Raw genomic sequence first — 18,565 nt, 5'->3', positions numbered from 1 at the left:
TGGATGTCGAAACCACCCATTGTTATAATTGGAGCCGGTGCTGCTGGATTAATAGCTGCACAAAAACTCGCTGAAAACGGCTTTAACGTAAATATATATGAGCAAAATAAAGCGGCCGCACGTAAATTTTTAGTAGCGGGTCATGGTGGATTTAACCTTACACACAATGAAAAGATCGATACTTTTATACAAAGGTATGACAAGATTGAAATACAAAAAATTGTCAAATATTTTGACAATCAAGCAACTATAAAATGGCTAACTAATCTAGGAATCCCAACATTCACCGGAAGCTCCGGAAAAATATTCCCGACTAAAGACATAAAACCCATACAGGTACTAAAAGCGATACTAACGAAATTAGCAGATTCCCGCGTAAAAATTCACTACGGATATCGTATGATCGATTTTGATGAAAAGTCTGTTACCCTCTCCTATCAAGGGGAATTATTACGAACCCCCTATCAAAGATTAATTTTGGGTCTCGGAGGCGGATCTTGGTCAAAAACAGGTTCGGATGCTAAATGGGTAGATCTATTTCGGACAAAAGGCATTGAAGTTAATACACTTCAGCCAGCTAACTCAGGGTTCAATACAAAAGCTGATTTTTCAACACTAGCCGGTCAGGTGTTAAAAAACATTCAGTTAAAATTTGCAGAGCACACAAAAACAGGTGAAGTCGTATTTACATCTTATGGTGTTGAAGGTGCTCCCGTATATTATCTGAATCGTCTCATTCGTCAGAAGCCTTTTCCAATCACCCTGTTCTTAGATTTAAAGCCTAGTCACACAGAAAAAGCTATCGAGAAGGAATTGGAAACCAAAGCACATATAGCGTCCATTCTTAAAGACAAGCTAAGATTATCCCAGACAGCTATCTTGTTGGCGAAATTTCTGGATAAAGAAACTTACACCAATCCTGGTAAATTAGCACGTGCTATAAAAAACTTCCCAATTGAGGTCACTTCATTAAGACCCATTGATGAAGTTATTTCTACCGCAGGGGGAGTTTCTTTTGAGGAATTAACGGATTCACTGGAACTAAAAAAATATCCTAATATCTTTTGCATTGGCGAAATGTTAGATTGGGAGGCTCCAACTGGGGGCTATCTGTTACAAGCTTGCTTTAGTTCGGGAGTTTGGATTGCGGACAAGATTAAGCAGGACGATACTCCTTCTTTTTAAAACTAAAATAACCCCACCAGCATAATACTTTTTTGATAAAAATTAACGAACTTTATAAAAGGCTATTAACAGTATAAATGAGAATAATTATGTCATTCAAAGAATCTTTTAACGTCAACGGAGAGAATCTGCTCAAAAAGATAAAAGAAATCATTGCAGAGGGAAATGTCCGAAAAATAATAATATCTGACAAAACTGGAAAAGAAATATTAAGTTTTCCGGTAACTATAGGTGTTGTTGGAGTAGTATTATTACCCGTTTTTGCTGCAATAGGTGCACTAGCTGCTTTATTGACGGAGTGTACAATTACGGTAGAACGATCAGATACCCCGAAAGATGAAGATCATAACGACACAGCATCTCCTACCGAAAATCCAAATACACCGACCGATATCTAACAAAACGTCTTTAAACAAAAAAGGATAGACTAATCTATCCTTTTTTGTTTCTATTATTGTTTTATTTCTTATAATATTTCATGGCTTCCGGAATGTAGCTTTGGAGCTGAGAAATACGTCTTGCATCACTTGGATGCGTACTCAAAAACTCGGCAGGCGCTTGTCCGGATTTAGCAGAAGACATTCTTTCCCAAAATTTCACCGCTTCATTTGGATCATATCCCGCCATTGCCATAATAATTAAACCTGCTCTATCAGCTGCTAACTCATCATTTCTAGAAAACTTCAACATACCAAGAGGAGCACCTATACCATATAACTGATTTATCGCAGATACTGCTCGGTTATTTGTTGTCGAAGACGCGGCACCAATTACTTGTGCTCCCAATTGCAACGCAATTTGGTTCGAAGCTTGTGCTACAGAATGTTTTTCAATAGCATGGGCAATTTCATGTCCCATTACTGTCGCCAAACCGGCTTCGTTACCCGTAATAGGGATAATTCCGCTGTATACAGCTACTTTACCTCCAGGCATACACCAAGCATTGACCTCATCGCTCTGTACTAAATTAAACTCCCAGTTAAAATCGTATTGGTCGGCGACACCTCTTTCCTGCAAAAAGCGGTTAGTTGCCGAGGCAATATTATTTCCTACTCTTTTCACCATCGTAGCGTTGGATGTACCTGTAACAACTTTTGTTCCAGACGACGATAAAAACTCTTTATAAGCCAAAGCTGCCTGATCATTCAGCTGGGATTCATTCACCAAGCTTAAATATTTTCTTCCCGTAACTGCCGAAGTAGCACAGCTCGCCAATATTCCCCCAATCAGAAACATGGCTGTATAGTTAAATATTCTCTTCATAACGTTATATTATATCGATCTTTAGTTAGCTTATGCAATTCTAATGCCCAAACAGATCAATTAGGATTCTTTTTTTTAAATAAATATATTTTAGACTCATGGCCCTTCAATAACCGCTCAATATTCTTTTGATGTGTAATAAGAATTAATGCACAGATGGCAATACCATATAACAATACAGAGGGGACTGTCGTCTTAAAAATAAATGCGACACTTATTGGAAAAGTAAATCCCGCCAGTATGGAACTTAAAGAGACATAATGCGTTACCAGTAAGCAGATGGTAAAAATAGAAACACAGCACAAAGCTGCCGGCGCATGGATAGCTAGCACCATTCCGAATAACGTCGCAACCCCTTTCCCGCCTCTGAAACCCGCAAATATCGGAAATAGGTGACCTAAAACGGCAATTACTCCAAGAGCCAATTGGAAATTCACGAAATGAGGCGAATTGTGATTTCCTACGATCGAACTGTCCAAAAGATACGGTAAATTAGTTGCTGTCCAACCCTTAAAAATATCTACAAACATAACTATGGCCCCTGCTTTCGGCCCTAACACCCTGAACGTATTGGTTGCCCCGGCATTTCCACTGCCATACTCCCGTACATCGACGCTATAAAATGCCTGACCAAACCACACTGCAGTAGGTATTGATCCAAACAAATAAGCTAATATGACAATACCTACTAAATAAATAGAAATCATTAATCGTCCTCTTATGTTATATTAGTTTGGCCTTCAGACTTAAGTCAAGGCTTTTTACTGAATGTGTTAATGCCCCTACAGATATATAATCTACTCCTGCTAAGGCATAGTCTTTGATCGTATCTAATGTAATACCACCAGATGCCTCCGTCACTAGCCTCCCCTTAACCAGTTTCACCGCTTTTTTCACATCCTCAGGGATAAAATTATCAAACATCACCCTATCTACCCCCTCACATGCTAAAACTTCATTCAATTCTTCAAAATTCCGAACCTCCACCTCTATCGGTATATCAATTCCAAAGTCCTTTTTGTAAATAGTTGCATTATTAATCGCACTAGAAATACCGCCTGCATAATCTACATGATTATCTTTAATAAGTATCATATCATACAGACCGAAACGGTGATTTTCTCCGCCACCAATCTTCACGGCCTGCTTTTCTAAAAAACGCAAAAGTGGAGTCGTTTTGCGCGTATCCAAAACCTTGGCATTAGTTTCTTTCAACAGGTCGACATAAGTAGCAGTCCGGGTTGCGATGCCAGACATCCGCTGCATAACATTCAGAACCAATCTTTCGGCCTTTAAAATACTATGTATGTTTCCTCGTACAATTAATATAATATCGCCATATACCACCCGAGATCCATCTTTAATGAAGACCTCTAGTTGCAACGAAGAATCAATACAATTAAATATTTCCAAAGCCACATCTACCCCTGCAATTAACCCATCTTCCTTAGCCAAAAGTTTTGCTTCCCCACCTTTACTTTTACCAATAGTAGACAAGGAAGTATGATCTCCCTCTCCAACATCCTCTATTAGAGCAAGTTTTACAAACTCAAGCAATTTTACTTTAAAATCTTGATCCATTCCAAACTATAAAATATTAGGCTAAGATGAAGAAAATATATTTTATTCTAAAAATTATTGCTCAAAATAATCAACAAATCACTCTATTCGCAGTTCCGAAATATGGAAGTCTCCATTATTATCGATCAACTTCACAAAGACGCGGTAAGATTTTTTGGCAGTTTTCAAATTATAAACTAAGTATTTACTACTCGGATTTCCCGTTACTTTTTGCACATGTTTAAGTTCCATTGTTTTGTTCGTTTTAAAAAAATCACTCAATACCAATTCCGCCTGAAACTTAGAATAGACACTTTCTTCTTTATTTATAGATAAACTCAATGTAGAAGCAAAATGTTTAGATAAAGATTTGCTATTGCTGTTTTTTAAACCGTTATAAATATCCGATTGAATATCGCCTACTACAAATGATTGTAGCATCATGACCATGATCAACATAAACATCTTCAACAAGCTCATTAATAATATATCTAATAATAGTCGTGCGAAAAACTACTTGCTTATATTAAGTTAAAAATCATGCCATAGTTGATAAGCAGCAAGAATGCAAAAAACAATTTTCGACCATATCCGATCAATTATATTGCATAAAGACATAAATTATGGATTCGTGTCTTTTTCTATTAGGTGTTCGGAATGCAAAGCATTTTATCTAAATTTGTGTGTGGACAGTTTAAATCAAAAAAAAGTTGCATTACTTATCCTGGATGGGTTAGGTTATGGAAAAAACGATAATTCAAATGCAGTAATAGCTGCGAATACTCCTTATCTAGATTATTTATTATCAACGTATCCAAATTCAAGACTTGAAGCTTCGGGTGAAGCTGTAGGACTTCCTGAAGGTCAAATGGGGAACTCCGAAGTAGGACATATGAATTTGGGAGCTGGTCGAGTCGTTTACCAAGAATTAGGCCGTATCAACATGGCTGCGCGTGAAGGACTATTCGCTACACATCAAGTTATTCAGGATGCATTTCAATATGCGAAAGACAACAACAGAAAAGTTCATTTTATCGGGCTTCTATCCGATGGTGGTGTTCATGCACATATCGAACATTTAAAAGCGCTATGTGACGCTGCACAACAAGCTGGCTTAACAAAAGATGAGGTATTCATACACTCCTTTTTGGACGGTCGCGATACGGATCCTAATGGAGGAATCAATTATATAAGGAGTCTTCAAGATCACTTAACTCATTCTACCGGAACAATCGCTTCTGCAATTGGCCGTTATTATGCAATGGATCGTGACAATCGATGGGAGCGTGTAAAACAAGCCTATGATTTATTGACAAAAGGAATTGGAAGACCTTCAACCGATTTGCTTGCCTCAATTCAAGACTCGTATAATGCAAATATTACCGACGAGTTTATCCAACCCATAGTTATGGTAGATGCTAACGGTACTCCTATCGCTACAATTGAAGATGGAGATGTTGTTTTCTGCTATAATTTCAGGACAGATAGAGGACGTGAAATCACCATAGCCTTGACGCAGGAAGCATTTCCAACATATGATATGCAACCATTGAATCTGTATTATGTAACGATGACTTCTTACGACGATACGTTCAAAAATGTAAAAGTGGTATTTCAAAAAGATAATCTAACAAATACGTTAGGAGAAGCGCTTACTAATCAAGGAAAAACGCAGGTCCGTATTGCCGAAACCGAAAAATATCCGCACGTAACGTTCTTTTTCTCAGGAGGACGCGAAAATGAATTCGCAGGCGAAAGACGTTTATTAATTCCTTCTCCAAAGGTAGCAACATACGATTTGCAGCCAGAAATGAGTGCATACGGAATTGCAGAAGCCATCTGTAATGATATGGAAACCAATAAGCCGGATTTTATTTGTCTAAATTTTGCAAATCCAGATATGGTAGGACATACCGGTGTATTTGACGCTGTGATAAAAGCAGTTGAAACAGTTGATAAATGCACACAAAAGGTTGTAAACACAGGATTGGCTAACGGCTATTCATTTATCATACTGGCTGATCATGGTAATTCTGAATTTATGGTCAATAACGATGGTTCAGTTAATACAGCACATACGACGAATTTGGTCCCCTGTATTTTAATAGACAAAGATCACCACGCTATTACAGATGGTAAACTGGGAGATATTGCGCCTACAGTTTTGCGGTTATTAGGTTTACAAATCCCAACGGAAATGAACGGCCATGTTTTGGTATAAACAACACAAATATAGTGTATTCAAAGCAATAGGAATATTATCTCTTGCATCCGCTTTGTTTTCTTGCACCTCTACTGATACTTCGACAAAGGGACAGGTTAAATTATTTGACCTTCCCTCCTTCTTTCAGTCTGAAATTAAAAGATTGAAAAAAATCAATCCTACAATTACAAAAACGGTTAGAAAAGATAGCATTTCCGAAGTCAAGCAGATTAAAATCGATAACTGGGATACAGAGCTTTCAAGTTTCGTATCTACAGATATCAATAAACCAGCGTATGACGGCTTCGTAGATGTTGATAGTGTAGACAATTTAGTTACTTACACAGTTACTAGTCCTGATCTTGACCTTTCATGCATTCAAATACTATATAAAAACGAAAAAGTAAGTGATGTGATTATTGAAAGAAAGGTGAAAAACTCGCTTTATAATACGACCGAATTTTTAGAATATCGAAAAGACGATAGCTACACCGTAGAAAAGAATCAATCTGTAATAGCCGTAGGAGATAATTATTACAAGATAGAAGGTAAATTCTAATTAAAAGATCAATTCCACGAGAAGAATCGATCTTTTATTTGCACCACTTCCATCCATTATTTGGATTGGTTTTGTTCTTCAAGTTGCTTTAAGGCCTTTTTCTCCGATCTAATGTTCAGATATTCTACTAGTACCGAAAATGCCATTGCAAAATAAATGTATCCTTTAGGAATATGCTGATCGAATGCTTCTGCGGTTAATGATACCCCGATTAATAATAAGAAAGCAAGTGCTAACATTTTAACCGACGGATAATCATTTACAAATCTGCTGATTGATTCTGCAGAGATTAACATAATTACGACTGCAACGATAACAGCTGCGACCATTACACCAATCTGATCAACCATACCTACCGCCGTAATAACAGAATCTAATGAAAATACGATATCCAAAATTAGAATTTGGATAATGACACTGGTGAATGTTATTGGCTTACTTTTACTATTCGCTACTTCGACATGACCTTCCATTTTGTGATGAATTTCCGTCGTGGACTTGTAAATCAAAAACAAACCGCCGATAAATAAAATCAAATCTCTACCAGATAATACCAAATAAGGAACAATCTTCTCGTTGGTAATATTAAAAATTTCCGCAAAATTGACCAATGGAGCAGTAAGTCCCATCACCCACTTGATAGAGAACAACAATCCTACACGCATCACGAGCGCTAAAATCAAACCTAGTTGGCGTGCCTTCTTTTGCTGCTCTAAGGGCAGTTTAGCACTTTGAATTGATATAAATACAATATTATCTATACCTAATACGATTTCTAAAATCGTAAGCGTTAAAAAAGAAATCCATACGTGAGGATCCAATAACCATTCCATATACTTGTTTTTATTTGTTGTTAAACTTAGATAAAGTGCTTTAAATCCGACTATTATTTACGAATAATGAACGAGCGATACAACCTGATCACTAAATCGTGTCAACCGGCCGTGACTTTGTAAAAAATCCAAACTGATCACAAAAGAATATCCTACGATATTTCCACCCAATTTTTCAATAAGTTTCGATGCAGCTACAACTGTTCCTCCGGTAGCTAATAGATCATCGTGAATTAAAATATTTTGTCCTTCTTCAAATGCATCTTCATGAATTTCGATGGTAGCCTGACCGTATTCCAATTTATACGATTCTGAGATAGTCTTATAAGGTAGTTTTCCTTGTTTACGTATAGGCACAAATGGAATGTTCAGATGGTTGGCCAACATCATACCAAATAAAAAGCCTCTGCTTTCTATTCCTGCTACTACATCTATTTCAAGACCTTCCAGACGTCTTGCAAATTCAAACACCACCTCCTTGCATAGCGTTTGATCTTTTAAAATTGGTGTGATATCTTTGAAAACTATACCTGGTTGGGGAAAATCCGGAATATCGCGGATCACCTCTTTAAGCTTTTCTTCTAGCATACTATATTTTAGAATTGTAAATATGGCTCAATTTTACGGAAAAAATCTTCATTTAAAACAGGTATTTCTCTTAAATTATCTATGCCTTTATAATTTCCATGTTGTTCCCGATAGTTAACAATCAAATCAGCTTCCTTGTTTGAAATATAGGGGTGTTTTGCCAAATCCATTTTGGTCGTTTGATTTATATCTATTTTTTTTACTACTTGGGAGTCAAGAAATATTTCATCTACTAACTGTTCATAGAGTGCGGGGGTAATACCATACACTTCTCCAATCTGCGCTATGCAACAAAAACCTCCTAAAGCATTTCGATATTTTACGATGCGAGCGGATAAAACAGATCCAATTCCCTTCAATCTTTTAAATTCGCTGGTATCTGCTTGATTTATTTCGATCCTTAAAGGAATTACAGATGTTGAACTATCCGATTTTAAACCGATTGCAGCAAGACCTTCAAATCTATTTCTTTCCCTTTTCAAAATTTTAATATAAGGTTCTATACGCTTATAATCCTGATCCGATATTGAGTATATTTTTGCCACGTCCTCCTTTATATAAAATTTCCCTCCTTTGGATTCATAATTTTTGATAACCGAAATTTGTTTTTCTGAAAAGCCTAACCTTTTCCAATCTTCTACGGGAAGTGCATTTGGATCGAAATCAAAATATATAATACGCTTTTCGGAAGTCCGGGTAGACGATGGAGTTGCATAAAGTTCTTCCACAGGCGCATATTTTACTTTCCCATTTTCTTTATTTTCATCGCTAAAGTATACAATTGACGATTCAGGAATATCATTCTCACGGATAAAACTATACATCATTGGGAAGAGGGTAACAAAACCAATTAATAGGACGAGAACAAAAAATCCGCGTTGTTCAGCTTGCGTAAGGCCAAAATACTGAAAGAATTCCTTCATAAGTAAGATTAAAGTAATTAGTTAGGGAATGAACAATAGCTTTAATTTCAAATCTTTACTTAAATTTGCGAATATATTTCTAATATTACAACATGTATTTTGTCAATTCTCCTATTTTTCTAAGATGGTATTACCCCAACGTAACATGGAATAAATCAAGACGCGAGAAAAAGTTGTATTTGACATTTGACGATGGTCCAATTCCGGAAATAACCCCTTGGATACTAAATACTTTACGCAGTTTCAACGTTAAAGCCACTTTTTTCTGCGTAGGCGAAAATATTGAAAAATACCCTGAAATCTTTGATAGAATAGTTGAAAATGGACATCAGGTCGGAAATCATACGTACAATCATTTGAAAGGTTGGGATCATAGCGATACAGCGTATATCGAGAATATAATGAAATGTCACCAGTTAACCAAATCACGTTTATTTCGACCACCTTATGCTCGAGCAAAAAAATCTCAGATCTCCTTACTTTGCAAGCAATTTGAACTAATCTATTGGGATGTTCTTAGTGGAGATTTTGATTTGAACCTGTCGTCCCAGAACTGTTTGAAAAACGTATTGAGATACACTAAAAATGGCTCCATAATAGTTTTTCATGACAATATTAAGGCAATTCCACGTGTACAATATGTACTGCCTAAAGCAATTGAACACTTTTTAAAACGAGGATATTCCTTTGAAACTTTATAACATTTCTATACGAATGCCATACTCCTTAACAGCTGTAACACTAAAATAGCCAAAGGCACCGTTTGAAATATTCGATTTCGGATTTGAAGGTGACGCATTACCCGGATTGGCAAATTGAATCTCATTCCAATAATCGTATACTTCTTTGCTTATGCATTGTCTTCTTACTACAACTGAATCTCCGATTGCCAATGAATTATCACTATTAGCGATTTGGTGAGTAACAAATAGTCCGTCATTGAATTTATCGCTAAACGCCGAGGAAAACCTAAAAGGACCGCCATTTACCGAAGTAGAGTACCGATAGTAATTCGGAGTATCTATAGGGTCATTAAATTTAAATAACACGAAATAATAAGGGTCATTAAAAACACGCTCTTCAATAACGCCCAAAGAATCTATTGCTACGAAATCTTCCAATTTCGATGTAGCTTCAAATAGTTCATTATCAATGTTAACAGATAGGTTGTAGGTAATATTCTCTTGGAGCTTTAGATTTTGAACAGTATAATATCCCTGCCCCTGAGATACAAAATTAAAAACCTGTCCTCTTGAGTCTGAAACAGCAACCAGCGCATTTTCAATAGGTTTACTTGGAATATCAGCATTAAAAGGGACCGTTTGCGTCACTCGAATAAATTGATCGGAAGTCAGGGAAGTCAAATCAGCTTCTATCACATACTTCGGATCACCTTCATTTAAGTTTACCTCGATGATTTCTTCGCACGAAACGGCTGTTAAAGCAATACACAAACTTATCAACAAGTAAATTCTTCTTCTCATTTTCCTAAAATTTAAAATTCCATGTTACAGACGGAATAATACCAAAAAGTGCAATTTTGTAAGCCTCCGTAACATTTACATTTTGTTCATTTTCCCTAAAATCTATGATGTAGGCATTCCGTCGATTGTAGACATTATAGAGTCCAAAAGACCAACTTGAGTGTAAACGCTTATTTTCTTTTCGCGGTTCATAGGTGGCTGATAGATCCAATCGATGATAATCTGGCATACGATACCCATTACGCTCGGTATAATAAAACAATGTACGTCCGTCTACCTGATATTTCCCACTAGGAAAGGTAATTGCATTCCCTGTATAGTACACGAAAGTAGCACCCAAAGACCATTTTTTAGAAAGTTCGTACATACCCACTACAGAGATATCATGCGTGCGATCTTGTCGCGCATTAAACCATTCACCATCATTGATCTGTTCGAATTGTCTTTCGCTTTTTGCCAAAGTATAGCTTATCCACCCATTTAGTTTACCTTTTGATTTACGTAAATGCCATTCCAATCCATATGATCGGCCGACACCATACAGTAATTCTCCTTCCAAATATTTGTTAGCCTGCAAATCTGCACCATTTCGAAAATCAATCTGATTGCCCATATATTTATAGTAAGCTTCAACAGAAAACTCATAAGCATTATTATTGAAATTCCGAAAGTAGCCTAATGCGGCCTGATCGGCGTATTGTGGTTTAATGTTAACGCTACTAACTACATATTGATCCGTAGGCAAAGAAGAAGTTGTATTAGTCAATTGATGCAGGTTCTGTACAATCCTATTATAAGATGCTTTAACACTGTGCTCTTGACTGAGAATAACAGATAACGATAGTCTAGGTTCAAGATTAAAATAATGTTTTATAATGCCATCATCGAACAACTGTTCTCCGATGGGATCCCCTTCATCGTCATAGTCATAAAATGTACCCGGCCCCTGCACCATAAAGTCGGTCGCACGCAATCCATATATCATTGAAATCCAACTTGATGGCCTCCATTCGTGAGAAATGTAGGCTGCCGCCTCTATACCACTTCTACTTTCGATATCTATCGAATTCACAGCAGACTCGCCTCTGGCATTCAGGCTAGCCGGGGAAATTTTCTGACGCAATAAATTTAAACCAAAACGAAGCGTATTTTTATTATCTGCATAATACGACAGATCTTCCTTTAAATTAAAATTCTCAATTTTAGAAGCTATGGTAAAGTCACTTTCATCGTTAGATACATTTACATTATACGTAAAATCACTATAGATCAATGAGGTATTGCTGAATAGTTTTTCATTAAAAACATGATTCCAACGCACTGTTGCCGTGGCATTTCCCCAATCAAAACTAAATAGATCTCCATACCCTAAATCATCTTTTCCAAAATATCCTGAAGCGTATAGGGTATTCTTGTCATTAAATCTGTAATTTATTTTTGCATTTAAATCATAAAAGTAGAGCTTACTTTGATTTATTGTTTCATCATCGGATAGCTTCAGAAAGAGATCGGCATAGGTACGTCTTCCGCTGACCATGAAAGAACCTTTGTCTTTCACAATAGGGCCTTCCAGCTTCAACCGGGACGCGATGAGTCCCAATCCACCTTCTGCGGCAAATTTTTTATTATTACCATCGACCATATTTATATCCATCACAGATGATATCCGTCCACCGTATTGCGCCGGAATTCCCCCCTTATATAGTTCTACATCTTTGATGGCGTCCGAATTAAATGTCGAAAAGAATCCCAATAGATGGGCAGCATTATATACAGTGGCTTCATCCAATAGGATTAAATTTTGATCTGCTCCGCCCCCTCTAACATAAAAATTAGAGGAACCTTCCCCGCCTTTTCCAATTCCCGGAAGCAACTGAATGGTTTTTAAAATATCTCTTTCACCAAATACGACAGGAATATTCTTCACCTCTTCCATTGTAAAATTAAAAGCACCCATCTGTGCATTTGTGACATTATCATTTTGCTTTTTCGCAGAAACGACAACCTCTTCCAGTTGATTATCTAACGAAACGAGTTCAAAATTATAGCGTTTATTCTCCGAAATAAGAATAGTTTGCTCCAGAAATTGGTATCCCACAAAAGAGACTATTAATTCGGTATTCGGTTCAGAAATCTGCAAGGCATAATAACCATAGCTATTCGTACTAGTAGCATTTTGCGTACCTTTTATTTGAACGACGGCGCCTATTAACGCCTCGCCAGAGGCTGCATCTCTGACATAGCCACTGATGGTCGTCTTGTCTTGTGCGATTAATGAAACGGAAAAGAATAAACTAGTAAGTATTACAAGAAAATAAGGCATGAATCTAAAAATTGTACTGGAGTGCGAAAAAATTACAAACTAGGTGCGAAAAAAATCATCAAAAAATGCCATTTGCAATTTAATGGATTTCGCCCAATAGTCGAAATTGTGTTTGCCTGGCATAGATATAAAAGTGTGAGAAATATTCATATAAGTAAGTTGTTCGTGAAATTTTACGTTTACATCATAAAAAAAGTCACCAGTACCGCAATCAATTATAAGCTCCAAATTACCAGGTTGGATAAGATGAATCAACTCCATTACAGTATGCTGATCCCATTCTTCTCTATTACTCGCATAGGTACCAAGTCTAGCGGCCATATCCCAATTGTTCGGAAAAGGCCTGATATCAACCCCACCTGCTGTACTTCCCGCTGCGCCAAAAACATCTTGGTGACGAATTGCTAAATATAGTGCTCCATGTCCTCCCATACTTAATCCGGTAATTGCGCGCGCCTCACGTCCGGTACGTGCTAAATAGTTCTTCTCCACAAATTCAACAAGTTCTTTACTTACAAACGTTTCGTATTGATAATTGTTGTCTCCCTCGATGTTCCAATACCAACTATTGAAACCTCCATCCGGGCACACGACGTTATACCCATAAAAGTCAGCTAGATTTTTTATATATGGGGCATTTTTCACCCAGTTGGAATAGTTTCCCGAATATCCGTGCAAAAGATAAAGGGTTGGAGCTGGGCTTTTATTTCCCTCGGGCCGGATGATTACGGTCTTAATATTCTTATGCATAGCGGCTGAATACACATCCACGGTATCTACTTGGGCTGAAAACACATTGGTGCCGACACCAAAAACAAATAAAAGTAATAAGGAAATATTTTTCATTTGTATATAAATTATGATAGCTTCATTTTCATCTTTTTTCGTACCTATAAAGATAAGAATCCAATCCTAAAGGACGCTCACTTATCGTATAAAAATTAGCACTATGCGGATCGAAAGCAATAGCCTCTCCTTGGGGCTCTACTTCATAAGGAATCCCGACAGGAGATGCCAACAATGTTTCAATAATACTACTATTCGAATTTCTATTCCAATGGTAGATATTTGTCAAGGTCTTAATTAATACTTGTCGACCATCACGAGATATATCAGCGGCGGTAGCAAATGTAAAGGGCAGGGTAAGCTTAGCATCCAGCGTTAAAACGTGGTTTGCTATTGGAGGAATTTTAAAATCAAATACACCCACCCTTAGATCGCGCTTAGAAATTATATATACTTGATTATCCACAGGATCGACAAATACAGCTTCAGCATCTCTTTTTTTATCAGCGTACCTAACTTTTATCTCCCTAATGGACGATTTTGCAACAGTAACAACGGTTTGATCTCCTGAAAATTTTGGTTCCTCGAATAAATAAAATGACAGGATTTCTCTATCTCTTTTATTATTTCCAATATCAGCCAGCAATATATAAGGTATATTATCAATTTTCAACCATGCAATATCTTCAATGTCTACAGCTTTGATATTTTCAAGATTAAATTGACACCTTAGATTGCATAGTGTATCTATTAAATAAATAGTAGCGTTATCTCCACTATCGTTATGTACCCAAAAATGATGAGGACAGGTAGCAGAAGGAATTATTCCGGAAATTTCCCCTAATTTTGAATTCAAAATTTTTCCGAGTGTTTTTTTCTCATATATTGAATCCTGTGCTATAGCACAATAATGTATAGCAAAGCAGAGGTAAAGCAAGAAAAATTTCACATTAAATCTTATCATCCGTGAATATGACAAAAATAAAGGTTAGTACAAAAAAAAACACTAACCTTGCTATAAAATATTAGGCTCTAACCTATTGCCCTTCAAATGCGGAAATGAGATGTGCTCGAAAGGTAGAATCTTTTTCCGACATCTCAAATGACTTGCGGTAGGTATCCACCACAGCAAATAGCTCTGCTTCCGTACCAACTGAATTGTCCAAAAAAAACTTAAAACTATATGTACTTTGTTTTGCCAAATCCACAGGCACTTTATTTGACGAAAAAACCAGTGGATCAATAGTTTGGTTAGTCATTTTTCCCGAAGACGGTAATTGGAAGATGGTACCTAAAGCTTTAACCAGATTATCAGAGTAGACCCCTATTGAAGATAATTTAATAGATCCTTTCACAAATCCTTTGCTTTCATCAATTTTGCCATCAGAAGTTACACCAGCTTCGATATTTTTCAAAATTTCAACCTGTAAACCTACCGTATCGTCTTCAAAAACTGATTTTGCATTATAAATCACAGAAGAATCTGTTTGTTGCTCATCCACCAATCTCAAGAAAAATTGCTGTTTTGTTGCATTAACATCATTCGTAAATACTTCCAACGTACGTTCAGACGTTTTTTGCTTGTCAGCAGACGAACTATTACAGCTTGTCAGTACTAGCGCTACCATACCTAATCCGACAATAGAATATATACCTTTCATAATTATTTCATTTTATTGTAAAACAGCTAAATGTAAAGATTGTTTTTATTTTAACAAAGCATTATATAATATTTCAACCGGATGATAAGACTGTTTTCTCGCGCCATCTTTGATCTGATGTCGACAAGATGTCCCCGCGGCAGCTATTAATACGTCTCCGCTCGATTCACGCACAGCTGGTAATAACACCAGTTCAGCTACTTTCATCGATACATCGTAATGTTCCTTTTCATAACCGAATGAACCAGCCATCCCACAACAACCCGAGGGGATAACCTCTACCTTGTAGTTGATCGGTAACGAAAGAAGCTTTTCCGTATAGCCTACCAAGTGAAAAGCTTTCTGATAACAGTGTCCATGAAGTTTTATTGTACGGGAGTCAGAAGTAAACTGTTCGGTATGGATAAATCCCTTTTGTATTTCAGATACCAAAAACTCATCAATCATCAATGTGTTTTTAGCTAGCGATTCTGCTGTTTGACGTTGATCCCGATCTACCAATGTCAAATATTCGTCACGGAAAGTTAGTATTGCCGAAGGTTCGATACCCAAGAGGGGTGTATCATCGGTAACAAGATCTTTCAATAATTCCACGTTCATTTCAGCTATTTTTTTTGCTTCTTTGACAAATCCCTTAGAAAGATAAGTTCTTCCACTTTCTTTATGTGGAGGAATCAACACCTGATACCCCAAAGCGGTCAGTAGTTTATAAGCGATTTTTCCTATTTCCGTATCGTTGTAATCCGTAAATTCATCGCAGAATAAATATACCTGACGCGGTTTCAAAATCGATTCTTGCTTTTTCACCCAATCCTTCAACGTCGTAAAATGAACTTTAGGCAATGATCGCTGTGGTGCAAATCCGACGATTCGTTTAATAACACCTGAAAAAAAACGGCTTTGTGAAAAGAAATTATATAGTGGTGCTACATATGATCCAAGCTGCTGACTCTTTGTAAAGTTAGCGATCAACTTGGATCTAAATGGAGCACCATTCGCATCATAATAATGCTGAAGAAACTCAGCCTTCATTTTTGCTACATCCACGCTCGAAGGACACTCCGTTTTACAGCCTTTGCAACTCAGACATAAATCCATTACCTCCTTTATTTCTTCATGATCGAATCGATTCACCTTTGTTGAATTGGTTAAAAACTGACGCAGCATATTTGCCCTAGCCCGCGTCGTATCTTTTTCATCGCGTGTAGCCATAAAAGACGGACACATGGTTCCCCCCGAAATTTCCGATTTACGACAATCTCCTGAACCCGAACATTTTTCCGCTAGACGCAAAATGCTTTCGTCTTTCGTAAAGTCAAAATATGTTTTTATAGCGCCATCGTCTGGGACGGTATCGTAACGCAAAGAAGTATCCATAGGAGGTGTATTCACAATTTTATTGGCGTTGAAAACACCTTTTGGATCAAAAATATTTTTTACATCTTTCAATAAATCATATACCTTATCACCAAGTACCTTACTGATAAATTCACCTCTAAGACGGCCATCTCCGTGTTCACCACTTAACGATCCGTTGTATTTTAGCACCAAATCCGTTGTCTGTTCTAAAATAGAGCGAAACTTCCGTTTTCCTTCAGATGTCTTTAAATTGATAAAAGGTTCAATATGCAACTCCCCTGCACCCGCGTGCGCATAATAAGACGCGTGCACACCTTCCCTTTCCAAAAGAAGCTGTACATCAGCTACGTAACTGGGTAGATCTTCTGGTGACACCGCACAATCTTCTATTAAGTTGACGGGTTGGTTATCACCGGGAAGATTACGGATTAGCCCTAATCCGGCTTTTCTTACGTCCCACACCAAATTCGTGTCACGTACACCCGTAACCCAAGGATAAGCGTAGCCTAATCCTTTCTTCACCAGATCATCCTTAAGCGCCATAGCTTTCTGCTCAATTTCATCCAAAGTATCCCCTCTAAATTCGACAATTAACAGCGCCTGCGGATCTCCTTTTATAAAAAAACGATTATATTGATAAGTCGGGTGTCCTACCGTAAAATCCAATATATACTTATCCACCAATTCAGAAGCTTCTGGCCGGTGCTGTAACGCTATTACATTCCCATGCATACACTCCACCATATCAGTAAAATGTACGCAAAGAAGCCCTATTTGGGTTGGCGGCAGCGGTCTAAGATTTAACTTCGCCTCCGTAACAATGCCGATAGTTCCCTCGGACCCGGCCAATATATGGCACAGATTAAACGGTTTAGATGTATCAACTAAAAAATCCAAAGCATATCCTGTATTGCGGCGTGTTAGTGTTTTTTTTGGATAACCTGAATTGATTATTTCTATATTTTCTTTATCTGTTATTATTTCATTCAAATTACGATAAATATCTCCCTCTCTTGACTTTAATGTTAATTTATTAAAGTAATTCATCTCATCAAGCTCTTCAAATACAACTTCAGAACCATCATTAAGAAGCACATTGGCCGATACGAGATTTTGACGCATATCCCCCCAGACGATAGAATGTAAACCGGAGGAATTGTTTCCTATCATACCCCCAACCATCGCTCTACTAGCTGTCGAAGTTTCAGGACCAAACATCAATCCGTAAGCTCTTAAAAAGGCATTTAAATCATCCCGTATCACACCTGGTTCGACTCTCACCCACTTTTCTTCCACATTGATCTCCAATATTTTATTAAAAAACTTAGAAACATCCACGATAATACCCGAGCCAACTACCTGCCCAGCCAAAGAGGTTCCGGCAGTACGTGGAATTAACGTGAGGTGATGCATTTCGGCAAATGCAATCAACTGCTGTAAATCCGTTTTATGATGTGGAATAGAAACTGCCAAAGGTAATTCCTGATATACGGAAGCATCTGTTGCGTATGCCAAGCGTATCATTTGATGTTTAGGATCGGCGGAATCAAAAAACAAATCACCCGACAAGGTTTTAGCTAAATTTTCTAAAGATAGTTGTATTGACACGTCTTATGGTTTTAATAAACAAATCTAATTAAAGTAAGTTATTTTTTATGTATATTAGTAATAATAAATACTAATTTAAGTCGATTTAAATATAAAAAACGCAAAAAGACGCAAGTATTTTCTCGTTTTTTATATCATCATGCAGACTCTTTTATTAAAACGATAAATCTCCAAAATCAATTAACCAAGAGAACAATATTCATTATAAAATAAAATAATTGAATATTATT

General features: G+C 37.0%; 18 protein-coding genes. 5 read left to right on the top strand and 13 right to left on the bottom strand.

Annotated features, from left to right (window positions below):
- The first annotated feature begins 3 nt into the window (after window positions 1-3).
- Window positions 4-1,185, top strand: coding sequence for a BaiN/RdsA family NAD(P)/FAD-dependent oxidoreductase (locus FAZ15_RS02155; protein ID WP_136899668.1), 1,182 nt, complete (start codon window positions 4-6; stop codon window positions 1,183-1,185).
- An 89-nt stretch (window positions 1,186-1,274) separates the two neighbouring features.
- Entirely contained in the window at window positions 1,275-1,583 is a 309-nt protein-coding gene (locus FAZ15_RS02150) for a DUF4342 domain-containing protein (protein ID WP_136899667.1), read from the top strand.
- Between the two features lie 61 nt (window positions 1,584-1,644).
- On the opposite strand, the gene FAZ15_RS02145 is transcribed toward FAZ15_RS02150, so the two are convergent.
- The 4 genes from FAZ15_RS02145 to FAZ15_RS02130 all read right to left on the bottom strand — a co-directional run bounded on the left by FAZ15_RS02145 (window position 1,645) and on the right by FAZ15_RS02130 (window position 4,488).
- Entirely contained in the window at window positions 1,645-2,448 is an 804-nt protein-coding gene (locus tag FAZ15_RS02145) for a M48 family metallopeptidase (RefSeq protein WP_136899666.1), read from the bottom strand.
- Between the two features lie 56 nt (window positions 2,449-2,504).
- On the bottom strand, window positions 2,505-3,155 hold the full coding sequence (plsY, locus tag FAZ15_RS02140; protein WP_136899664.1) for a glycerol-3-phosphate 1-O-acyltransferase PlsY: 651 nt from the start codon (window positions 3,153-3,155) through the stop codon (window positions 2,505-2,507).
- A 16-nt stretch (window positions 3,156-3,171) separates the two neighbouring features.
- A complete protein-coding gene (gene nadC, locus FAZ15_RS02135; RefSeq protein WP_136899662.1) occupies window positions 3,172-4,029 on the bottom strand; it encodes a carboxylating nicotinate-nucleotide diphosphorylase in 858 nt (285 codons plus the stop codon).
- Between the two features lie 78 nt (window positions 4,030-4,107).
- Entirely contained in the window at window positions 4,108-4,488 is a 381-nt protein-coding gene (locus tag FAZ15_RS02130) for a DUF4783 domain-containing protein (protein WP_136899660.1), read from the bottom strand.
- A gap of 205 nt (window positions 4,489-4,693) precedes the next feature.
- Here FAZ15_RS02130 and gpmI point away from each other — a divergent pair, with 205 nt between their 5' ends.
- Window positions 4,694-6,229 (top strand): 2,3-bisphosphoglycerate-independent phosphoglycerate mutase, encoded by a 1,536-nt coding sequence (gene gpmI / locus FAZ15_RS02125; RefSeq protein ID WP_238387120.1) that lies wholly within the window; start codon window positions 4,694-4,696, stop codon window positions 6,227-6,229.
- On the top strand, window positions 6,216-6,770 hold the full coding sequence (locus FAZ15_RS02120; protein WP_136899656.1) for a hypothetical protein: 555 nt from the start codon (window positions 6,216-6,218) through the stop codon (window positions 6,768-6,770). Before gpmI ends, FAZ15_RS02120 begins: the two co-directional genes overlap by 14 nt.
- Before the next feature lie 56 nt (window positions 6,771-6,826).
- Here FAZ15_RS02120 and FAZ15_RS02115 read toward each other — a convergent pair whose 3' ends face one another.
- The 3 genes from FAZ15_RS02115 to FAZ15_RS02105 are packed head-to-tail and all read right to left on the bottom strand — an operon-like array spanning window position 6,827 to window position 9,114.
- Window positions 6,827-7,603 (bottom strand): TerC family protein, encoded by a 777-nt coding sequence (locus tag FAZ15_RS02115; RefSeq protein ID WP_136899654.1) that lies wholly within the window; start codon window positions 7,601-7,603, stop codon window positions 6,827-6,829.
- Between the two features lie 57 nt (window positions 7,604-7,660).
- Complete coding sequence (locus FAZ15_RS02110) at window positions 7,661-8,191, bottom strand: adenine phosphoribosyltransferase (RefSeq protein ID WP_136899652.1); 531 nt, start codon at window positions 8,189-8,191, stop codon at window positions 7,661-7,663.
- An 8-nt stretch (window positions 8,192-8,199) separates the two neighbouring features.
- A complete protein-coding gene (locus FAZ15_RS02105; protein ID WP_136899650.1) occupies window positions 8,200-9,114 on the bottom strand; it encodes a helix-hairpin-helix domain-containing protein in 915 nt (304 codons plus the stop codon).
- Between the two features lie 92 nt (window positions 9,115-9,206).
- On the opposite strand from FAZ15_RS02105, the gene FAZ15_RS02100 reads away from it, so the two are divergent.
- Window positions 9,207-9,815: a polysaccharide deacetylase family protein gene (locus tag FAZ15_RS02100; protein ID WP_136899648.1), complete on the top strand. Its 609-nt coding sequence runs from the start codon at window positions 9,207-9,209 to the stop codon at window positions 9,813-9,815.
- On the opposite strand, the gene FAZ15_RS02095 is transcribed toward FAZ15_RS02100, so the two are convergent.
- The 6 genes from FAZ15_RS02095 to FAZ15_RS02070 all read right to left on the bottom strand — a co-directional run bounded on the left by FAZ15_RS02095 (window position 9,810) and on the right by FAZ15_RS02070 (window position 18,335).
- Window positions 9,810-10,598: a DUF4249 domain-containing protein gene (locus tag FAZ15_RS02095; protein WP_136899646.1), complete on the bottom strand. Its 789-nt coding sequence runs from the start codon at window positions 10,596-10,598 to the stop codon at window positions 9,810-9,812. The genes FAZ15_RS02100 and FAZ15_RS02095 overlap by 6 nt on opposite strands.
- Window positions 10,599-10,602: 4 nt before the next feature.
- Window positions 10,603-12,921: a TonB-dependent receptor gene (locus FAZ15_RS02090; RefSeq protein WP_136899644.1), complete on the bottom strand. Its 2,319-nt coding sequence runs from the start codon at window positions 12,919-12,921 to the stop codon at window positions 10,603-10,605.
- A 39-nt stretch (window positions 12,922-12,960) separates the two neighbouring features.
- Window positions 12,961-13,767: an alpha/beta hydrolase gene (locus FAZ15_RS02085; RefSeq protein ID WP_136899642.1), complete on the bottom strand. Its 807-nt coding sequence runs from the start codon at window positions 13,765-13,767 to the stop codon at window positions 12,961-12,963.
- A 28-nt stretch (window positions 13,768-13,795) separates the two neighbouring features.
- Entirely contained in the window at window positions 13,796-14,671 is an 876-nt protein-coding gene (locus tag FAZ15_RS02080; protein WP_136899640.1) for a hypothetical protein, read from the bottom strand.
- A gap of 73 nt (window positions 14,672-14,744) precedes the next feature.
- A complete protein-coding gene (locus FAZ15_RS02075; protein WP_136899638.1) occupies window positions 14,745-15,368 on the bottom strand; it encodes a hypothetical protein in 624 nt (207 codons plus the stop codon).
- Window positions 15,369-15,413: 45 nt separating this feature from the next.
- The gene (locus tag FAZ15_RS02070; protein ID WP_238387119.1) at window positions 15,414-18,335 is read right to left on the bottom strand and encodes an FAD-binding and (Fe-S)-binding domain-containing protein; all 2,922 of its coding nucleotides are present in this window, start codon (window positions 18,333-18,335) and stop codon (window positions 15,414-15,416) included.
- Window positions 18,336-18,565 lie beyond the last annotated feature (230 nt).

It is taken from the genome of Sphingobacterium olei, assembly GCF_005048855.1.
GTDB classification, from domain to species: domain Bacteria; phylum Bacteroidota; class Bacteroidia; order Sphingobacteriales; family Sphingobacteriaceae; genus Sphingobacterium; species Sphingobacterium olei.
The sequence above is the reverse complement of the archived record's forward strand: the minus strand, read 5'-3'. Positions and strand labels throughout refer to the sequence as shown.